Source organism: Streptomyces sp. NPDC018019, from assembly GCF_044327805.1.
In the GTDB taxonomy this organism is placed as follows: Bacteria; Actinomycetota; Actinomycetes; order Streptomycetales; family Streptomycetaceae; genus Streptomyces.
In genome coordinates, this window is record NZ_JBIRGD010000017.1 from 142,487 (window position 1) to 161,762 (window position 19,276).

Sequence of the window (19,276 nt, forward strand, 5' to 3'; positions counted from 1 at the left end):
CGGTCCACCGGACGAGAGGGAAACGAAGTCATGAGTTCATTCCTCCACTCCGCGGAAACGGATCAGAAGCCGTTGACGCCGCCGAGCGCCGAGAGTCAATACCGTCCCGTTTCCTCGCACCTGGCCATAGCTCCGCCGGTCAGCGTCGTGATACCCGCGATGAACGAGGCGGAGAATCTTCCGTACGTCTTCAAGACACTTCCGGAGTGGATACACGAAGTCGTCCTGGTGGACGGGAATTCCACCGACGACACGGTCGCGGTCGCCCGCGAGCTGTGGCCGGAGGTCAAGGTCGTCGAACAGCGCGGCAAGGGCAAGGGGGACGCGCTGATCAGCGGGTTCGCGGCCTGCACGGGCGACATCATCGTGATGGTCGACGCGGACGGCTCGGCGGACGGCGCCGAGATCGTCAGCTATGTCTCCGCGCTGGTGGGGGGCGCGGACTTCGCCAAGGGCTCGCGGTTCGCCAACGGCGGCGGCACCGACGACATGACACCGGTGCGCAAGCTGGGCAACCGGGTGCTGACCACCGTGGTGAACACCAAGTTCGGCGCCCGCTACACGGACCTGTGCTACGGCTACAACGCCTTCTGGCGGCACTGCCTGGACGAGATCGCCCTGGACTGCGCCGGCTTCGAGGTCGAGACGCTGATGAACATCCGTGTGGTCAAGGCCGGTCTGAAGGTCCAGGAGATCCCCAGCCACGAGTACCACCGCATCCACGGCGTGAGCAACCTGCGGGCCGTGCGGGACGGGTTCCGGGTGCTGAAGGTGATACTGCGTGAGCGCAGTACGCGCCACAAGCGCCCCGCCCGCCCCACCATGATCACGGGAGAGGCGTCTTGAGCGTCCGCTTCTCCGTGGTGATCTGCGCGTACACCGAGGACCGCTGGGACGACATCCTCGCCGCGGCGGCCTCGGTGCACGGGCAGTCCCTCCCGGCGCACGAGACGCTGCTCGTCATCGACCACAATCCGGCCCTGCTGGACCGGCTGGCAGACCATTTCGCGACAGCCGGGCGGAGCGGCCCGGTACGCGTCCTGGCCAACGCCGGGCCGCGCGGCCTGTCCGCCGGGCGCAACACCGGTGTCGCGGAGTCCACCGGCGAGGTGATCGCCTTCCTGGACGACGACGCGGTGGCCGAACGCGACTGGCTGCTGCACTTCGCCGAGGGCTACGCCGACCCGCGCGTGCTGGCGGTCGGCGGCCGTACCGAGCCGGTCTGGGCCTCGGGACGCCGGCCGGCCTGGTTCCCCGAGGAGTTCGACTGGGTGGTGGGCTGCGCGTACCGGGGGCTGTTCCCCGGGAACGGCGGGCCCGGTGGGCCGCACACCGTCCGGGTGCGCAACGTCCTGGGCGGCAACGCCTCCTTCCGGCGGGAGGCGTTCGAGATCGCCGGCGGGTTCGCCACCGGCATCGGCCGGGACGCCGGCAAGCGGCCGCTGGGCTGCGAGGAGACCGAGCTGTGCATCCGGCTGACCCGCGCGGTGCCGGACGCGGTGCTGCTGGTCGACGACCGGGCGGTGATCCACCACCGGGTGCCCGGGGACCGGGAGCGCTTCGCGTACTTCCGCTCCCGTACGTACGCGGAGGGCCTGTCCAAGGCGCTGGTGACGCGCAGCGTGGGCGCGCGGGACGGGCTGTCGGCGGAGCGGCGCTACGCGACCCGGGTGCTCCCGGCAGGCGTCGCGCGCGGGGTGCGCGACGCGCTGCTGGGGCGGGCGGGCGGCGCCGGCCGGGCGGGCGCGATCGTCGCGGGCGTGTCCGCCACCGCGTTCGGCTACGCGCTCGGCGGCCTGCGGGCGCGGCGCGACCGGCGGCGGACGGGCAGCGGCTTCGTGGTGGTGCCGGTGCCGGACGGGACGGGAGGTACGGCCCGGGAACCCGCGGGCCCGCACGAACCGGCCGAGGGGGCGTTCCCCGCGCCTTCCCGGACGGACGGCGGGTCTCCGTCCCCGGGGAGCGAGGAGGCGGTGGCATGACCACACCGTGCACGGTGCCGATCCTGATGTACCACGCGGTCGCGCACGCGCCCGCGCCGGCCGCGCTGGACCTGTCCGTGACGCCGGAGGCGTTCGCCGAGCAGATGGCCGTGCTGGACGGCCTCGGTTTCACGCCGCTGACCACGGCACAGCTGGGGGCGGCGTGGCGGGGCGGCCGGCCGCTGCCCGAGCGGCCGGTGCTGATCACCTTCGACGACGGCTACGAGGGTGTGCACCGGCACGCCCTGCCCGCACTGGCCCGGCACGGGTTCGCGGCCACCGTCTTCCTCTCGACGGGCTGGCTGCGCGGCCCGTACGACACCGGGAACGCCCTGGACACCATGCTGGACTGGGACCAGGCGCGCGAACTGGCCGCCGCCGGGGTGGAGATCGGCGGCCACAGCCACACCCATCCGCAGCTGGACCAGATCTCCGACGACCGCCTGTGGTTCGAGATCACGCGCTGCAAACAGCTCGTCGCCGAGGAACTGGGTACTCCCCCGGTGTCGTTCGCCTACCCGTACGGCCATTCCAGCCGGCGGGTGCGGCGGGCGGTGCGCGGCGCGGGCTTCCGGCAGTCGCTGGCGGTGAACAACGCCCTGGCGGGGCGCTGCCAGGGCCCGTACGCGCTGACCCGGCTCACCGTGGGGCGCGGCACCGGTACCGAGGAGTTCGCACGGCTGGTGGAGGGCCGGGCCGTCGGGCGGTACTTCGCCCGGGAGCGGGCGCTCACCAAGGGATACGCCGTGGTCCGCAGGACCCGCCAGGCGGCCAGGGCAGTGGGGAAGGTGCGCGGAAACCGTGTCTGACACGACCACCCGGACCGAGGAGCGTACGGACCGGGGCCCGGCCGGGGGCGTGCGCGGGCGCCTGTTCGGCGGCCGGGGCGGCGGGGGCAGCCCGCTGTTCCGCAACGCCTACGCGCTGATGCTCAACACCGGCATCTCCGGGCTGCTCGGTCTGGGGTTCTGGCTGGTCGCGGCCCGGTACTACACCGAGTCCGCGGTCGGCCAGGGCTCGGCGGCCATCGCCGCGATGAAGCTGCTGGCGGGGCTGACCTCGCTGACGCTGACCGGCGCGCTGGCCCGGTACATCCCGGTCGCCGGGCGGCGCACCGGCCGGCTGGTCCGCCGTACGTACCTGGGCAGTTCGCTGGTCGTCGCGGTCGCCGCGACGGTCTTCCTGCTGACCCTGGACCTGTGGGGGCCCTCGTACCGGTTCCTGCACGGCCCGGTCCACGGGCTGGGGTTCATCGTCGCGGTGGTCGCCTGGTCGCTGCTGACCCTCCAGGACGGGGTGCTGACCGGGCTGCGGAGCGCGCTGTGGGTGCCGGTCGGCAACCTGGTCTTCTCGGCGGTCAAACTGGCGCTGCTGATCGCGTTCGCCGCGGCGATCCCGCTGGCGGGGGTGTTCGTCTCGTGGGTCGCGGCCATCGCGGCGTCCGTGCTGCCGCTGGGCTGGCTGGTGTTCCGGCGGCTGGTGCCGCGGCATGTGAAGGCCACCGAACGGACCGCCCGGCCGCCGTCGCTGCGCGAGATGGGCCGCTTCCTGGCCGGCGACTACACGGGCTCGCTGTTCTCGCTGGCCGTCGTCTACCTGGTGCCGGTACTGGTCGCCTCCCAGGTCAGTTCGGCCGACAACGCGTACTTCTACATCACCACGACCATCGGCGGCACGGTCAACCTGCTCGCCATCAACATGGGCGCCTCGCTGACCGTCGAGGGCTCGCACGACCCGGCGCGGCTGGCCGAGAACACCCGGGCCGCGCTGCGCCGGATGGCCCGGATCATGATCCCGGTCTGTCTCTTCCTCTTCGTCTGCGCGCCGTACATCCTCGCCGTGTTCGGCCAGGGGTACGCGGACGCCGCCACCCCGCTGCTGCGCTGGTTCGCGGTGGGCGCCGCGCTGCGCGTCGTGATGGAGGTCTACTTCGCGGTGCTGCGCGCGCAGAGCCGTACGTCCGGGCTGGCGTACATGCAGGGCCTGCTGTGCCTCCTGGTCCTCGGTCTGACGGTGCTGCTGCTGCCGCGGATGGGGCTGACCGGGGCGGGCGTCGCGGAGATCTCCAGCCTGACGGTGATCGTCTCGATCGCGTCCGTCAAGCTGTACCGCATCCTCAGGGGGCATCCCTCCGCGCCGCTGACCCGGGCGCCCGCGGAGGGGCTGGCGCCGGACGGCGACCTGGCGGACCTGGCCGTTAACGGCGATCTGGGGGACGCGCGGGCGCCCGGCGCCTCCGTGGGGCCGGGGCCGGAGCGTACGGCGCGGGAAGCGGGCGCCGCGGCCGGGACGCCGGAACACCGGCCCGGCTGGGCGGAGCGTGCGCTGAGGGACGTGGACACGGTGCCGCTGGGGCTGCACGTGGACTTCGAACACATGGAGCGCCGACCGGACGTACGGCCCGCCCCGTCCTGGGCGCAGGAGGGCGGGGACGGCGGCGGTGTCACGGAACGGCCGGTGCCGCCGGTGTCCGCGAAGGCGTTCCGCGCGGAGCCGAAGGAGGAGAAGCCGCCGCCGTCCCGGTCCGGCCCGGCGCCGGACGCCCCGGCCGAGCCCGCCGCTGCCCCGGCGACGCCCCGCCCCGCCGCGTCCGCTCCCCTCAAGGCCCGGCTCGCGGCATCCGTCCCCTTCGGGCCCCGGCTCACCGACCGGCTGAGCGGGCGGCCGGACATCGGCATCTGGGCGCTGCTGGTGGCCGCGCTCGCGCTGTTCTGGCTGCCGCTGCGCGGCATGGGCGACGCCGACCTGGACCGGATGGGCGGGCTCGGCCTGATCAGCGTGCTGCCCGCGGCGACCCTGCTGGGCGCCGTGCTGCTGGTGCTGGCCTTCGCGTCGGCGCTGTGGCTGTCCCGGCCGCGGCGCGCCCTGCTCGCGACCGTACTGGTCCTCACCGTGGTGGCCCTGCATGCGCTGCCCGCCGTCCTGGAGGCCGAACCGCGCTTCCCGACGGCCTGGCAGCACCTGGGCTTCCTGGACTACATCGACCGGACCGGCTCCGCCGTGCCCGACCTGGACGCGCGCTGGAGCTGGCCGAGCTTCTTCGCGGCGGCGCAGTTCCTGGCCGAGGCGTGCGGCGTCACGGATTTCACCGAGGTGCTGCGCTGGTGGCCGCTGACCATCCAGCTGCTGTATCTGGCCCCGGTGTTCCTGCTGCTGAAGTCCGTACGGGCGAGCTGGCGGGCGAAGTGGACCGCGGCATGGCTGTTCGCGCTGTGCGGCTGGGTCGGCCAGGACTACTTCTCCCCGCAGGGCTTCACGTACCTGCTCTACCTGGTCTTCGCGGCGATCCTGCTGGTGTGGTTCCGCGACGCGCGGGTGCTGCGCGGCAAGCGCTGGCCCGGGGAGGCGGAGGTCGCGCCGGCCGGGCGGGGGCAGCGGGTGGCGCTGCTGGCCGTACTGGCACTGCTGTTCACCGCGTCCGTCGCGGGGCACCAGCTCACGCCGTTCGTGATGCTGGGCGTGCTGACCTTCCTGGTGGTGGTGCGCCGTAGTTCCCTGTACGGACTGCCGCTGCTGTTCGGCGTGGTGGTCGTGGTGTGGATCGGGTTCCTCGCCGAGCCGTACTGGTCGGGCCACTTCGACGAGCTGTTCGGCGGCGTGGGCGGCATCGGCGGAAACGTCTCGTCGTCGGTCACCGGCCGGATCGGCGGCGGCGACAGCGTCCACAAACTGGTGCTGTACGCGCGAGTGGCGCTGGCCGGCGGGGTCATGGCGCTGGCCTGCTGGGGCGTGCTGCGGCGGCGTGCCGCCGGGTTCTCCGAGCGCTCGCTGCTGGTGCTGACCTTCGTCCCGTTCCTCGCCTTCGGCATGCAGTCCTACGGCGGCGAGATGGCACTGCGCGTGTTCATGTTCGCGCTGCCCGGCGCCTGCGTCCTGGGCGCGCTGGCGCTCTTTCCGCGCGCCGCGGGCACCCGTCGCGGCCTGGGCCCGTTCGCCGCCCTGCTGACGGGCGTGGTGCTGATCACCGGGTTCCTGGTGGCCCGCTGGGGCAACGAGCCGTTCGAGCGCGTCCGGCCGGGCGAAGTGGCCGCGATGGACTACGTCTACGCGCACGACCGGCCCACCGTACGACTGCTGTGGCCGAGCAACGACACGGTCAACGACGTCACCCCGGCCATGCCCTGGGGCGCGAAGGACATGGAACGGGTGCAGTACGTGCCCGTCCTGGCCCCCCGCGACCCGGTCCTGACCGATGCGCTGGTCGACGCGCTGCGCGACGCCGGACCGCACTCCTACTTCATGGTCAACCGCGGCCAGGCGGAGTCGCTGCGCCTGGGCTCGGGCTACGCCGCCAGCTGGGAGCAGCGGCTGCGCACCGCCCTGGACCAGCGCCCCGAACTGCGCCGGGTCATGGGCAATGAGCACGCGGCGCTGTACGAACTCAGACAGCAGCCGCCGGGCCCGGTGGCCGAGCCGGACCCGGGACCGGTCGGCCCGCGCATCACCTGGACGCCGTGGTCGGTGATCGGCGCGCTGGCGGCCGGAGCCCTGATCCTGCTGCTCGCGGCCCGCGAGGTGGTGCGCGTGGCCCTGCCGCCGAGCGTGCGCGAACTGCGCTGGATGCAGAGTTCGTTCTGGTTCACGCTGCCGCTGATGCTGGTCTTCCTGGTGGCGCTCGTCCAGCGGTTCGTGACCATGTCGTGAGCCGGCGCCCGGCCCCCCGCGGGGTGGCCGGGCGCCGCCCTCAGGACCGCTCCAGCCAGCGGATCTCGTACGGCTTCAGCGTCAGACTCCGGCCGTCCACCGTCGTGCGCACGGGGCGGTCGAGCGTGTTGACCACCATGAGGGTCCGGCGGTCGGCCAGCACCCGGAGGCCGGGGCGGTCGCGGGCGGCCACGTCCACCGGCTCGAAGGACGTGCCGGGCGGGAACGCGCGGGAGAACCGGGACAGCAGGTCCATCATGGGCAGTTCACCGCCGCCGTCCCGCAGCCGGGTGCTGCGCCACAGACAGCCGGGGCAGTCGGCACCCTCGTTCTGCGGGTTCCAGTAGAAGCCGCTGGTGGCGCCGCCCTCGGTCATGGAGATCAGCGCGCTCGCCTGGGTGGCGGTGCGGCGCGGCTCGCTCCAGCCCCTGCGGTCGTCATTGGCGTCCGCGACCTCGACGTACCACTCCGCCCACCACAGCGGCAGGCCGGTCGTCTCCCGCAGCCAGCGCCCGATGTCGGCGAACTTCCGGGTGGCGGCGAACGCGTCGGGCACGTAGCGGTCGTCCTTGGTGTAGCTGGAGCCGTCCACGACGACGAAGTCCGCGCCCGCCTTGTGCGCGTTCCAGTACTCGACGGCGTCGACGGTCCGCTGGTCGAGGCTCCCCCAGGGCCCCTTGACGTCGGAGGCGTAGGTGTCGTCGCCGGGCGCGTAGCTGTCCATGACCGCGTACGGGCCGCCCACCAGGTTGTTCTTGTCGGCCTTCTTCAGCTCCTTGTAGACGAGGTTGTACAGGCGGGTGTAGCCCTCGTGGTCCCAGCGGTTGCGGGCCTCGTCGAAGAAGCCCTTGAGTTCGTTCCAGACGATGAAGTGCCGGATGTCCGGGTAGCGGCGGGCGATCGTGCCGGCCAGCTTGGCGAAGTCCTCGTAGTGCTCCGGGCTCGGTGCCTTCTCCAGCTCGCTCCAGTCTGTCGTACCGGCCTTCCCGCCCTTCATCCAGTCCGGGGCGCAGCACAGCGTCAGCACGGGCGTGCCGCCGGTCCGGCGGATCAGGTCGACGCGGCTGTCCAGCTCCTTGAAGTCGTACGTGCCCGGGCTCGGTTCGGGGTTCTGCGCGCCCCAGCCCATGATGTGCTGGTTCTGCGGCATCGGGTCGGCGGACAGCAGCTCGGACGCGCCGTGCGTGGCGGCCTCGTCGCCCCGGTCGGCGCTGTACTCGGTGTGCGTGAACCCCCAGCCCACCTGGGCGGCGCGGGAGGCGCCGGAGCGCGCGCCGCCGTCCCCTCCCTCCGGCGGGAAGCCGCACATCGCCAGGGCCATGGCCAGCGCCGCCACGCCGAGTGCGAGCAGGGCGGCGGCCCGGGACCGGTTGCGCGGCCTGCGGCGTCCCCCGGCCCGCGCGGGCGCCGGTACGTCCGCCGGGCGCGCGGAGCCCGCGGTTCCCGTGCCGTCGTGTCGTTCCCCACCGTGCTGTTCCCCACCGTGACGTTCCCCATGACGTCCCACGACGGGCCAGCCTAGCCAGCCCCGGGGGCCGTCCGGCCGGTTTCCGGCAAGTGCGAGGGACGGTTCTGCCGCTCGTCCGGCCGGTGTGAAAGTCCTGGGCGGCGAGGGAAAATCCGTGTACGCGACGGCCGGCGGTGCCGGATCATGGTGGTATGTGTGCCGACCACGTCCAGCCGTCCGCCGCCGAGGAGTCCCTCCCGATCCGGTTGACCATGGACGACAGCGATTCACCGTCCGACGTCGTCGACGCCCTGTTCCTGGGGCGGTTCGCCAGCGGTGAGCAGCCGTACGCGCGCAGCCGCTCGGTCGACCGGGTCAAGGCCGGCCTGACGCTGCTGCCGCCCGGCGCCAAGGTGCTGCGGTCCGCGCGCGACGAGGACCGCAGCGCGACCCTCGCCGAGGGCGACGGCTTCACCCTGCTGGTGTCGCGGTGGAACCGCGGCGCGGACGTGACCGTCACGGCCACCACCGACGAGCTGGCCCAGAAGGTGCTGGGCCAGTCGGCCGACGGCGCGGAGGACGAGCCGGAGCCGCAGCCGGAGGACGTCGCGATGGGGTTCTGGTACCTCTCCCCGCGGCGCGGTCCGTACCGCACGACCCGGCAGATCTCCGCCGGTACGTGGGACGAGATCCGCCCCAACTACACCGCCCCGGTGGCCGAGGCGCTGGACCGGCTGATGGGGGTGGCGCCGGAGGAGATCGCCGGGCGGCTGCTGTTGCTGCACGGCCCGCCCGGCACGGGCAAGACCTCCGCGCTGCGCACCCTCGCCCGCGCCTGGCGGGACTGGTGCCAGGTCGACTGCGTACTGGATCCGGAGCGGCTGTTCAACGACATCGGCTATCTGATGGACATCGCCATCGGCGAGGACGACGCGGCGGGCAAGGGGCGCTGGCGGCTGCTCCTGCTGGAGGACTGCGACGAACTGATCCGCGGCGAGGCCCGGCACACGGCGGGGCAGGCGCTGTCCCGGCTGCTGAACCTGACGGACGGACTGCTGGGCCAGGGCCGCAACGTCCTCGTCGGCGTGACGACCAACGAGGACCTGGAGCGGCTGCACCCGGCCGTGGTGCGGCCCGGCCGCTGCCTGGCCCGGATCGAGGTGGGCCCGCTCACCCGGCCGGAGGCGGTGCGCTGGCTCGGCCGGGAGGACGGCGTCGGCCGCGACGGCGCGACCCTCGCGGAGCTGTACGCGCTGCGCCGCGGCACCGGCCCCGCGTCGGTGCCGTCCCAGGACCCGGGGGCGGACGCCGGACTGTACCTGTAGCGGCGCGCCCGTGCCCATACGGCCGTACGGGCACGGGCGCGCCCGTACGGCCGGGTCACGACCGTGGCCGGCTCACGCGGGCAGCTCCCGCAGCCGTACCGACAGGCAGGTGACACAGCCCTCCAGCTTCTCGAACTCCCCGATGTCCACCGGCACCAGCTCGTAGCCGAGGTCCGCGAACAGCTCGGCGCTGCGGGGCGCGCTCGCGCTCATCAGCAGGCGTCCGCCACCGAGCAGGACCACGTGGGCCCCGGCCTCCTCCGGCACCGGGCGGAAGCGCGGGAAGACGGCGGGGTCGTCGACCAGCGGCGGGTAGCCGATGACGGTGCCGTCGGGCAGCGCGGTGACCGCGGACTTCAGGTGCAGCACCTTGCCGACCGGTACGGCCGTCACCCGGGCGCCCAGCGGTTCGAAGGCGGCGCGGAGTTGGCGTATGCCCTCGTCGTTGGTGCGGCCGCCGCGCCCGACGTACACCGTGTCGCCCACCTTCAGGACGTCGCCGCCGTCGAGCGTGCCCGGGGCCCGGACGCGGCCGAGCGAGCAGCCCAGCGCGGCCACCGCCTCCTCGGCGGCGGCCACCTCCGGGCGGCGGGATCCGGCCCCGGGCCGGGCCAGCAGCGCCATGTTGCGGAAGACGACCATGGTGTCCTCGACGAACACCGCGTCGGGGCAGTCGTCGGCGGGCGCGACCTCCGTGGTCCGCCAGCCGTGTGCGCGCAGCGCACCGACGTACTTCTCCCACTGGAGCAGGGCGCGGTCCAGGTCCACCGGCCGCCGCTCGATGTGCGTCGTCAGCCCCTCGGCGAGGCGCGGCCCGGGGCGGCGTATGAGCGCCTCCTTGCTGGTCACACCGTGCCCTCGGGGTAGTGCTGCCGGTCCTCGGGGAGTTCCTTGACGAGGCAGAAGGGATGGCCCGCGGGGTCGGCGTAGACCCGGAAGCCATGGGGCTTGGCGTCGTGGGTGGTGTCGAGCAGGGTGCCGCCCGCCTCCAGCACCCGCTGGTGCGCGGCCTCCAGGTCGTCCACGCCGAGGTCGAGGTGGGACTGCTGGGGGTACGCCGGGTCCGGCCAGCGGGGCGGGCGGTGGTCGGGGACGCGCTGGAAGGCCAGGAGCGATCCGGTGGCGGTGTGCAGGGTGACCCAGTCGCCGTTGGTGGTCCAGCGGGAGTCGGGGCGGTTGATCTCCCCGCCGAGCAGTTCCGCGTAGAAGCGGGCCAGCCGCAGGGGGTCGGGGCAGTCCAGGGCGGTGCACTGGACACGGGCGGGTGCGGTCATGCGTCGTCTCCGTAGGTGGCGCGCAGGGCTTCCGTGACGGTCGCGAGGGCGGCGGCGTGGTCCAGGCCGAGCCGCCGGGCACGCCGGGCGTAGGAGGCGGCAGCGGCTGCCGCCTCCTTGTCGGCCGCCTCGCCCGCCGCGGCGATGAAGGTGCCGTTGCGCCCCCGCGTCTCGATCACCCCGTCCGTCTCCAGGGCGCGGTACGCCTTGGCGACGGTGTTGGCGGCCAGTCCGAGCTGTTCGGCGAGGCCGCGCACGGTGGGCAGTTTGCGGCCGACCGGCAGGCCGCCGTCGCGGGCCTGGCCGGCGATCTGGGCCCGGACCTGTTCGAACGGCGCGTCCGCGGCGTCCGGGTCGATGGTCAGCCGCAGGGGCGGCGCTTGCTGGACGGCCACGGTGGCGCTCCTGGTACGGGGGCTGCGCGGGACGCAGGGGGTGGGTCGCACCCATTGTGCGTCAGCGGTGCCCGCCGTGTCCGCAGGTCAGCCCATGTCGTGCCGGGGCACCGGAACGCGCCCGGCCGCCGCGGGGACAGGCGAGGAGGACGCACCGGCCGCCGCGCCCCCAGAGCCGTGGGCGGCACGCCTCCGGGGCCGTACGTGTCACACCTCCAAGGTCGTGCCGGTCGTGGCCAGCCACTCGTTGAGGCCCAGCGCCAGTTCGGCGCCCGGCCGGATGTCCTCCGTCGAACCGGCGCCGGTCACCCGCGCCAGCACCCGGGCGTCCAGCAGCGGCCGGGCCGGCGCGGTCCGGTCGGCGGCCAGCTCCGCCAGCTCGGTACGCAGCGCCTCGGTGTAGCGGGGGTCCTGGGTGCTGGGGTAGGGGGACTTGACGCGGTCGGCGATCAGGTCCGGCAGTACGTCGCGGGTGGCGGCGCGCAGCAGCGACTTCTCCCGGCCGTCGAAGGTCTTCATGGCCCACGGCGTGTTGTAGACGTACTCGACCAGCCGGTGGTCGCAGAACGGAACGCGTACCTCCAGGCCGACGGCCATGCTGGCGCGGTCCTTGCGGTCCAGCAGCGACTGCACGAAACGGGTCAGGTGGAGGTGGCTGATCTCGCGCATGCGGCGCTGGAGGCCCCGTTCGCCGTCCAGGTACCGCACTTCGGCGAGCGCTTCGCGGTAGCGCCGGGTCTCGTAGCCCTCCAGGTCCAGCTTGCCGAGCAGGCCGGGGTCGAGCAGCGCCTCGCGCTCGGCGTCGCCGCCGGCGAACCGGCCGGCGATGCCGGCGGCCGTCCAGGGGAAGGTGTCGGCGTGCACGTGCGCCGGGTCGTGGAACCAGCGGTAACCTCCGAACACCTCGTCGGCGGACTCCCCGGACAGGGCCACGGTCGACTGCTGCCGGATCGCCTTGAACAGCAGGTAGAGCGAGGTGTCGCCGTCGCCGAACCCGTTGGGCAGGTCGCGGGCGCGCAGGACGGCCGAGCGGTGGGCGCGGTCGGTGAGATCGGCGGTGTCCAGGACGATGGCCGCGTGGTCGGCGCGGACGTGCTCGGCGAGCGCGGTCGCGTACGGGCCGTCGGGGGTGCCGCGCAGGCCGTCGGCGCGGAAGTGCTCCGTGTAGCCGGTGAAGTCGACGGCGAACGAGCGCACCGGGCCGTCGCCGCGGGCGGCCAGGGCGCGGGCGGCCAGCGCGGTGATGACCGAGGAGTCCAGACCGCCGGAGAGCAGGGTGCACAGCGGTACGTCGGCGATCAGCTGGCGTTCGACGATGTCGTCGAGCAGCTCCCGGACGCGGGCGACGGTCGTGTCGAGGCCGTCGGTGTGCTCGCGGGGCTCCAGGGCCCAGTAGCGGCGGGTGGTCAGGGAGCCGCGGCGGACGCGTACGGTGTGGCCGGGGCGGACCTCGTACATGCCCTGGTAGACGGCGTGGCCGGGGGTCTTGGTGAACGTGATCAGCTCGGCCAGGCCCTCCCTGTCCACGACCGGGCGCACCCACGGGTGGGCGAGGATCGCCTTGGGCTCGGAGCCGAAGAGCACGCCGTCCGGGGTGGGGTGGTAGTAGAGGGGTTTGATGCCCATCCGGTCGCGTACCAGGAGCAGTTCCTCGGTGCGCGGTTCCCACAGGGCCAGCGCGTACATGCCGTTGAGGCGTCCGGTGAACTCCTCGCCCCACTCCAGGTAGGCGTGCAGGACGACCTCGGTGTCGCTGCTGGTGCGGAAGGTGTGGCCCCGGGTGGCCAGTTCCGCGCGCAGCTCGCGGTAGTTGTACACCTCGCCGCTGTAGGTCAGCGCGAGCAGGGTGCGGCCGTCGCGTTCGACGGTCATCGGCTGGCTGCCGCCCTCGATGTCGATGACGGCCAGGCGCCGGTGTCCGAAAGCGGCGTGGGTGTCGTACCAGGTGCCGGCGGCGTCCGGGCCGCGGCAGGCCATCGTCGCGGTCATGGCGTCGAGCGTGGTGTGCTCGGTGGTGAGGTCGGTGTCGTAGGAGATCCATCCAGTGATGCCACACACGGTCGCGGCTCCTCCTTCGATCGGCGGCGGGCCCCCGCGGTCCGGCGGCGGCCCGCGCCGACGACCGTACGCCCGGGGGCCGTTGGCCGGACCCCGTACGTCACGCGGTACCGGACGGAACGCGCCAACAGCGGCGCGGTCCGGCCCGGGCGGAATTCGGAGGCGCCGTGCGGCCGACCGGCGTACCGTCCCGCTCGTGACCATCACCGTGCGTCCGTTCCGCCGTGCCGATGCGCGCGACGTCTGTGAAGTGCGGCGGCGCGCCCTGCCCTATCTGATCTCCTCCCCGCAGTCGGTCGCCTGGGAGGCCACCGAGGGGCCCGCCGCCCAGCGGTTGCGGATGTTCGTCGCCGAGGCGGACGGCCGGATCGTCGGCGCGGCCAGGGCGGGTCTCCGGCACGACAGCAGTACGCCGGGCCAGGCCGTGGTCATGGCCGTGGTGGACCCCGCCTGCCACGGGCGGGGGGCCGGCGGCGCCCTGCTGGCCGCGGCCGAGGACCATGTGAACGGTCTCGGCGCCACGCACCTGCACTCCTACCCCCACGACGATCCCCGTTCGCTGTCCTTCGCCGAACGCCACGGCTACCGCCGCGGCCGGCTCGCCCGGTACCTCCGCCTCGACCTCACCCGCGCCGAGCCGCCGCCGCTGCCCGCCGCCCTCCCGCCCGGGACGGAGCTGCGCACGGCCGCCGACTTCGGTGCCGACCCCCGGCCGCTGTTCGAGGCGGACGCCGAGGTGATGGCGGACGAGCCGGACGATCTGACCGTGGACGCGATGACGTACGAGGACTGGATCGTGCACACCTGGGAGCACCCGGACACCGACCTGGACCTGACGACGGTGGTGACGGTCGGCGGCGAGATCGCGTCGTTCTGCCTGGCCGGTACGGACGGGCAGGGCCGCTACGGTTCGATGATGACCGGCAGCCGCCGCGCCCACCGGGGGCGCGGCCTGGCCAAACTGGCCAAGACCGCCTCCCTGCACCGGGCCCGCGACGCCGGCTGCACGGAAGCGATCACGGCCAACGACACCGGGAACGCCGCGATGCTCGCCATCAACGCCGCGTTCGGCTACCGCCCCCTCACCCACCAGTGGCACAGCGTCAAGGAACTGACGCGGGCCTGAAAGGTCCCCGGCCGGGCCCGGCCGCCGCCCCGCCGCCCACGTAGTGGAAGGCCGGTGGCGGGTGCATCAGGAAGTCGTGGTGGGAGATGTTCCAGGCGTAGGCACCCGCCAGGGCGAAGGCGACGCGGTCACCCGCGCGCAGGTGGGCGACGGGGACCCGGCGGGCCAGTACGTCCTTCGGGGTGCACAGCTGGCCCGTGAGGGTGACCTGCTGGCCGTGGGCGCCCGGTCGTGGCCAGGGGCGGGTCCACTCCTCGACGGGCAGCACGGTGAAGGGGTGGTCGTGGCCCTTGGCGGCCGGGGTGCGCAGGTGGTGGGTACCGCCGCGCAGGACGGCGAACGCCTCGCCGTGGCTGTGCTTCACGTCCAGCACCTCGGTCACGTACCAGCCGCAGTACGCGGTCAGCGCCCGGCCCGGTTCGATGCGCAGGGTGAACTCGGGGTAGCGGTCGGCCAGTCCGGCGAGGCCGGTGCCGTACTCCGCCCAGTCGAAGCGGGTGTCCGGGCGCCCGTAGTCGACCGCCATGCCGCCGCCGAGCCCGACCTCGCACAGGGAGTGGCCGTGCCGGGCGGCGAAGTCCCGGGCCCATTCGGTGATCCGGGCCGCGAGGGCCAGTTGTGCGGGCGCGCCGAGGCCGCTGGCCAGGTGGGCGTGGATGCCGCGCAGCCGCAGCGGTCCGTCGCAGAGCAGCGGCAGGCAGTGCTCGGCGCGCGCGGGGTCGAGGCCGAACGGGGTGGCCCGCCCGCCCATCGCGAGGGCGGCACCGGCCGTGGCCCCGGCGCCCAGCGGCAGGTTGACGCGGAGCAGGACGTCGGCCCGCCGGCCGGTTTCCCGGGCGAGGGCGGCGAGCATCCGCAGTTCGTGTTCGCTCTCCAGGTGGAAGCGTTCGACGCCCAGTTCCAGGGCGGTCCGCAGCTCCGCCTCGGTCTTGCCCGGCCCGCCGAACGCCAGCGGCAGCGCGGGCACCGCCGCGCGCACGTGGGCGGCCTCGCCCCCGGAGGAGACCTCGCAGCCGTCGGCGTACGGGGCCAGGGTGCGCAGCAGGTGCGGGTCCGGGTTGGCCTTGGCCGCGTAGTACAGCTCGACGCGGGACGGCAGGGCGGACCGTACGGACGCGGCGTGGGCGGCGAGGTCGGCCAGGTCGTAGACGTAGGCGGGCAGCGGGCCGTCGGGGCCCGGGTGCCCGGCCGTCAGGGCGTCCACCTGGCGCGCGGCCGACTCCGTGATCATGAAGCGCTCCGGGAGCGGGTGCGGGCGGCCCGGGGTGCGCCGAGCGTGCGGGGTGCGGCCGGGCCGTCCGGGGTGCCGGGGCCGACCGGTGAGGCGATGCGGACGTAGCCCGCCTCCCGGTCCGCCGCGCGTCCCCACCGCGTCAGCAGGTTGGCCTTGGCGGGCAGCGGCGCGCCGGCCAGCAGGTCCCGCAGTTCGTCCGGTTCGCCGTGCGCGGCGCTCCGCTCGCGCAGTACGCCCCGTACGGCACGCCACAGCTCGCCCTCCAGCGCCGGGTGCCGGTCGGCGACGGCGGCGGCCATGTCGGCGAGGTGGTTGACCAGCAGGCAGTAGACGACGCGGTCCCAGCCGCGCCGCCGGTCGTACACGAGGGGGCGGGCCACGTCGCCGGGCAGCCCGGCGAGGAACGCGGCGTGCGCGCCGGGCAGCAGCTTGGTGCCCTCCAGGTCGCGGAAGAGGACCTGGGCGGGCGTGCCGAGGGGGTCGACGCCGAGGACGACGTTCTGGAGGTGCGGTTCGAGGACGACGCCGTGGTCGAAGTAGGCGGCCAGGACGGGCGGGACGAGCAGCGACAGGTACGCGTCCCACCAGCCGAGCGCCGCCACCGGGCCGGCGCCGGGCAGCAGCTCGCCGAACTGGGCGCCGCTGCCGGGGTGTTCGTCGGCGACGGCGGCGGCCAGCAGCGGGGTGAGGCCGGGCCGCAGCCGCTGCCCCAGTCCTTCCCGCACGATGACGCCGAGCCCTTCGGCCAGTTCCCGGTCGCCCACCTCCACGGTGCGGTAGCCGGGTTCGCGCAGCAGGTCGCAGCCGGGGAAGCGGGCGGTGAGGGCGGTGGCGACCGGTTCCAGGTGGCGGGTGAGGGCGACGGCGCCGCGCAGTTCGTAGTCGGCGTTCTTGCGCACGCAGTTGGTGATCCGGGTGTTCAGGCTGCATTTGAGGAAGTCGCGGCCGTCGTAGAGCGTGCGGACGGACGCGGTGGGCGCGAATGTGCCCCCGCGCTCCCCCAGGTCGAGCACGTCCCCGCGCCGTACGGCGTCCCGCAGTGCGGGGTGCGCGGCGAGCATCGCGTACTGCCAGGGGTGCGCGGGCAGCAGCCGGTACCCGTCGGGCACCTCGCCCTGCCGGTCCAGGGCCCGGAGCGCGCCGGGCGCGGCGGTCTCCTCGCGTACGCACTCGGTGCGTACGGCCAGGTGGCGCAGCCGGAAGCGGGCGCCGGCCTCGGGCGCGTAGCGGGCCCAGTCGGCGGGGCTGCCGGTACGGGATTTGGGCGTCGGGTGGAAGCGGTGCCCGAACACCAGCGACTGCTCGGAGCGCAGGTACCGGGCGTCCGGGCCGGTGCCGCGGCCGTCGGGGGCGGCGGCCGCGGCATGGCGCAGGGCGGCGGTGACGCCCGCGTGGCTGGAGGCGACCTGTGCGGGGAATTCCTCGTTCCGTACTCCGGTGCGCAGTTCCAGTTCGCGCTGTGCGCACGCGGCCAGTTCCCGCCAGCCCAGTTCGCGCCAGCCGCCGTCGCGCCACTGGCCGGCCGGGCCGCGGAAGCGGTGGGCCCCGGTCAGCGAGGTGCGGCGCACCCCGATCCGCAGCAGTTCGCCGCAGCGCGGCAGCCGCAGCAGCAGGTGGTCGCCGGCCAGCGCGGTCTGCCGCTCCGGGCCGCAGATCTCGCGCACCAGGCAGTTGAGGAGGGTGTGGGCGACGGGTTCGTCGGCCGAGAGCGGAACGGTGCGGTCCGGTCCGGCCGGGCGGGAGGGGGCGAGGGGCATTGCGGGGACTCCAACGAGGGGTGGGGGGAACGGGGCCGGAGCGGCGGCGGGCCCGGCCGGTCACGGCGTGGTGGAGGCGGTCACCGGCCCGGTGTCAGGTAGTTCGGCCCGGTGACGTAGTGCTTGTTGACGTCCGACGCCCCCGACCGCCGTTTGGTGAGCAGGCTGCCGGCCGTGAGCATGGCCTTGACCGGCAGCCGGTCGGCGTCCAGGACGCGGGTGCGCAGCACGGCGGCGGCCGCTCCGGGCGCGGCGTCCAGCCGGTCCACGGCCTCCGTCAGCCGGGCCCGGAGCTGTCCGAGCAGCACCGGCAGCGGCGCGCGGCCGAGCCGGGCCAGTTCGAAGGCGAGGGCCCCGGCGCACAGGTGGACGGTGATGGTGGTGAACACGTCCGCCACCGGGGCGTCGCTGCCCACCAGGATGCGCCGGTCGGCGAAGCCGCACAGGTCGGCGGCGTCCCCGCCGAGCACGGCGGCCAGCCGGACGGTGTTCACCCGCGGCCCGTCGTTGTCCTTGAGCAGCAGGCGCAGGCGCGGGCGTCCGGCGACCTCGTCCAGGACGAGCGAGGTGTTCTGCTGGTGCGACTCCAGCGCGATGCCGTACGCGAAGAGGGTGGTGTGCCAGTCCAGGAGGAGGGTCAGGTAGGCGTCGAGGAGGGCGAGCAGGTCACCGCCGTAGAAGCGGCGGGCGAGGTCGTCGGCGACCAGGGTGCCGTCCGGCATCCGGGCCGCGAGCGCGGCCACCGGCACCACCCGCGCGCCGCGCAGGCCGCTCGATCCGCGCAGGCCGCGCAGGCTCCGCGCGGCGGCCGGACCGCTGTCCCCGCACACCGCGGCGGCGCCGCCGCTGCCTCTGGGGTAGCGGCGCACCAGAGTGGCCAGCAGGTCGTGTCCGGCGTCCAGGTGGGTGGTCTCGTCGGCGAGGAGCACGGTTTCGGCGAAGCGCGGATGGCGGGCGACGACCGTCTCCAGCAGCCGCTGGCCCACCGCGCCGTCCACGAGGGTGCCCGGTTTCATGCCGCGCCGGTTGAGGCGGCCCAGGGTGGCGGTGGCGAGCGGCAGCTTGAGGTGGGTGTACGGGTCGTCGGTGACCGCGACGGTCCGCATCGACAGGGTGGGCCGCACCCGCAGCCACGCGCGGTCGGCGAGCCGCGCGTGGCCCTCCAGGCCGCGGACGCGCAGCGCTTCGGCCAGCGGCCCGTCCGCGGTGAGCGGATGGACGGGCAGCGCGAGGTGGCTGCCGTCCAGCCGGGGCAGGCCCAGGTCCCCGGGGGCGGGCCACCAGTGGGGCAGCGCGGCCGGGTCGCCGTTGACGTGTGCGTACGGGAGGGCCAGCCAGCGCAGCGTGAAGCCGGGCGCGAACTCGGGCGCGTAGGCACGCACCTGGTCCGCGTCCAGGCCGATGCGGGCCCGGCCGGTGGGGTAGACGGGGTGGTCGCGGTGGGCGGCGAGCGTGTCGTAGTCGAGCGCGCCGCCGGGACCGCACCAGGCCCGGTCGCGGCCGTACGCACCAGTCGTGGCGCCGGGTTCCGGGCCGTACGCGCCGGGTGCCGCGCCCCGGTCCCCGCCGTGCGCACCGGCCGCCGTCCCGTGGTTTCCTCCGTACGCCCCGCCGCCCGCGTGCGGGCCGAGCCGCCCGACCACCGCCGGGCGCTCCGCGGCCTGCATCCGGGCGGTGGCCAGCGCCTGGTGGCACTCGTCGGCGAAGGCGTCGAAACCCGGCAGATCATCGGGCTCCACCGCGGTGCGCAGCAGCCCCAGGACCGCGTCGATGCCGGTCGCCCGGGTGCCGTCGGCGCGCTCCAGCTCTCCCGCGCGGGCGGCGATCTCGCACTGGAAACCGTCGGCCTCGACCGGGACCAGGACCGGGCCGCCCGGGAGGGCCAGCCGCAGCCGGTCGCCGTCCGGCCGGCGCACCGTGCCGGCGCGGCTGCGCAGCCCGTACGCGTCCTCGCGGAGCAGCGCGCTCAGCACGCGCCGCACCAGCTCCTCCTCCGCGCCGTCCGCCGCCGCGCCCTTCGGGTCCGCGCCGCAC

General features: G+C 74.5%; 14 protein-coding genes. 6 read left to right on the top strand and 8 right to left on the bottom strand.

Translation table 11 applies throughout. The features are described 5' to 3' along the window. Positions 1-30: 30 nt before the first annotated feature. From ACH4FX_RS26685 to ACH4FX_RS26700, 4 genes are read left to right on the top strand one after another with little or no spacing between them, the layout of a single operon-like run. Positions 31-846 (top strand): glycosyltransferase family 2 protein, encoded by an 816-nt coding sequence (locus ACH4FX_RS26685; protein ID WP_398483020.1) that lies wholly within the window; start codon positions 31-33, stop codon positions 844-846. Then, positions 843-1,982, top strand: coding sequence for a glycosyltransferase family 2 protein (locus tag ACH4FX_RS26690; protein WP_398483021.1), 1,140 nt, complete (start codon positions 843-845; stop codon positions 1,980-1,982). Before ACH4FX_RS26685 ends, ACH4FX_RS26690 begins: the two co-directional genes overlap by 4 nt. After that, positions 1,979-2,791, top strand: coding sequence for a polysaccharide deacetylase family protein (locus ACH4FX_RS26695; protein WP_398483023.1), 813 nt, complete (start codon positions 1,979-1,981; stop codon positions 2,789-2,791). Before ACH4FX_RS26690 ends, ACH4FX_RS26695 begins: the two co-directional genes overlap by 4 nt. After that, positions 2,784-6,626, top strand: a complete 3,843-nt coding sequence (locus ACH4FX_RS26700; RefSeq protein ID WP_398483025.1) for a lipopolysaccharide biosynthesis protein — start codon at positions 2,784-2,786, stop codon at positions 6,624-6,626. Before ACH4FX_RS26695 ends, ACH4FX_RS26700 begins: the two co-directional genes overlap by 8 nt. Positions 6,627-6,666: 40 nt before the next feature. On the opposite strand, the gene ACH4FX_RS26705 is transcribed toward ACH4FX_RS26700, so the two are convergent. Continuing rightward, entirely contained in the window at positions 6,667-8,133 is a 1,467-nt protein-coding gene (locus tag ACH4FX_RS26705) for a xylan 1,4-beta-xylosidase (RefSeq protein ID WP_398483027.1), read from the bottom strand. A 152-nt stretch (positions 8,134-8,285) separates the two neighbouring features. Between ACH4FX_RS26705 and ACH4FX_RS26710 the strand changes: the two genes are divergently transcribed. Continuing rightward, positions 8,286-9,398 carry a DUF5925 domain-containing protein gene (locus ACH4FX_RS26710; protein ID WP_398483028.1) on the top strand — a complete coding sequence of 371 codons (1,113 nt, stop codon included), beginning with the start codon at positions 8,286-8,288 and terminating at the stop codon, positions 9,396-9,398. A gap of 72 nt (positions 9,399-9,470) precedes the next feature. Here the strand turns inward: ACH4FX_RS26710 and ddaH are convergent, their stop codons facing one another. From ddaH to asnB, 4 genes are all read right to left on the bottom strand, one after another. After that, positions 9,471-10,247 (bottom strand): dimethylargininase, encoded by a 777-nt coding sequence (gene ddaH / locus ACH4FX_RS26715; RefSeq protein ID WP_398483030.1) that lies wholly within the window; start codon positions 10,245-10,247, stop codon positions 9,471-9,473. Beyond that, positions 10,244-10,672 (bottom strand): VOC family protein, encoded by a 429-nt coding sequence (locus ACH4FX_RS26720; protein ID WP_398483032.1) that lies wholly within the window; start codon positions 10,670-10,672, stop codon positions 10,244-10,246. Before ACH4FX_RS26720 ends, ddaH begins: the two co-directional genes overlap by 4 nt. Further along, on the bottom strand, positions 10,669-11,067 hold the full coding sequence (locus ACH4FX_RS26725; protein WP_398483034.1) for a GntR family transcriptional regulator: 399 nt from the start codon (positions 11,065-11,067) through the stop codon (positions 10,669-10,671). The genes ACH4FX_RS26720 and ACH4FX_RS26725 overlap by 4 nt, the downstream gene beginning before the upstream one ends. A gap of 207 nt (positions 11,068-11,274) precedes the next feature. Then, a complete protein-coding gene (asnB, locus tag ACH4FX_RS26730; RefSeq protein ID WP_398483036.1) occupies positions 11,275-13,125 on the bottom strand; it encodes an asparagine synthase (glutamine-hydrolyzing) in 1,851 nt (616 codons plus the stop codon). Between the two features lie 196 nt (positions 13,126-13,321). Between asnB and ACH4FX_RS26735 the strand changes: the two genes are divergently transcribed. Next, positions 13,322-14,251, top strand: coding sequence for a GNAT family N-acetyltransferase (locus ACH4FX_RS26735; protein WP_398483038.1), 930 nt, complete (start codon positions 13,322-13,324; stop codon positions 14,249-14,251). Here ACH4FX_RS26735 and ACH4FX_RS26740 read toward each other — a convergent pair. The 3 genes from ACH4FX_RS26740 to ACH4FX_RS26750 all read right to left on the bottom strand — a co-directional run bounded on the left by ACH4FX_RS26740 (position 14,229) and on the right by ACH4FX_RS26750 (position 19,224). Then, entirely contained in the window at positions 14,229-15,482 is a 1,254-nt protein-coding gene (locus ACH4FX_RS26740) for a type III PLP-dependent enzyme (protein WP_398483040.1), read from the bottom strand. The genes ACH4FX_RS26735 and ACH4FX_RS26740 overlap by 23 nt on opposite strands. Next, positions 15,479-17,242: an IucA/IucC family protein gene (locus ACH4FX_RS26745; protein ID WP_398483042.1), complete on the bottom strand. Its 1,764-nt coding sequence runs from the start codon at positions 17,240-17,242 to the stop codon at positions 15,479-15,481. Before ACH4FX_RS26745 ends, ACH4FX_RS26740 begins: the two co-directional genes overlap by 4 nt. A gap of 80 nt (positions 17,243-17,322) precedes the next feature. After that, positions 17,323-19,224 carry an IucA/IucC family protein gene (locus ACH4FX_RS26750; RefSeq protein ID WP_398483137.1) on the bottom strand — a complete coding sequence of 634 codons (1,902 nt, stop codon included), beginning with the start codon at positions 19,222-19,224 and terminating at the stop codon, positions 17,323-17,325. Positions 19,225-19,276 lie beyond the last annotated feature (52 nt).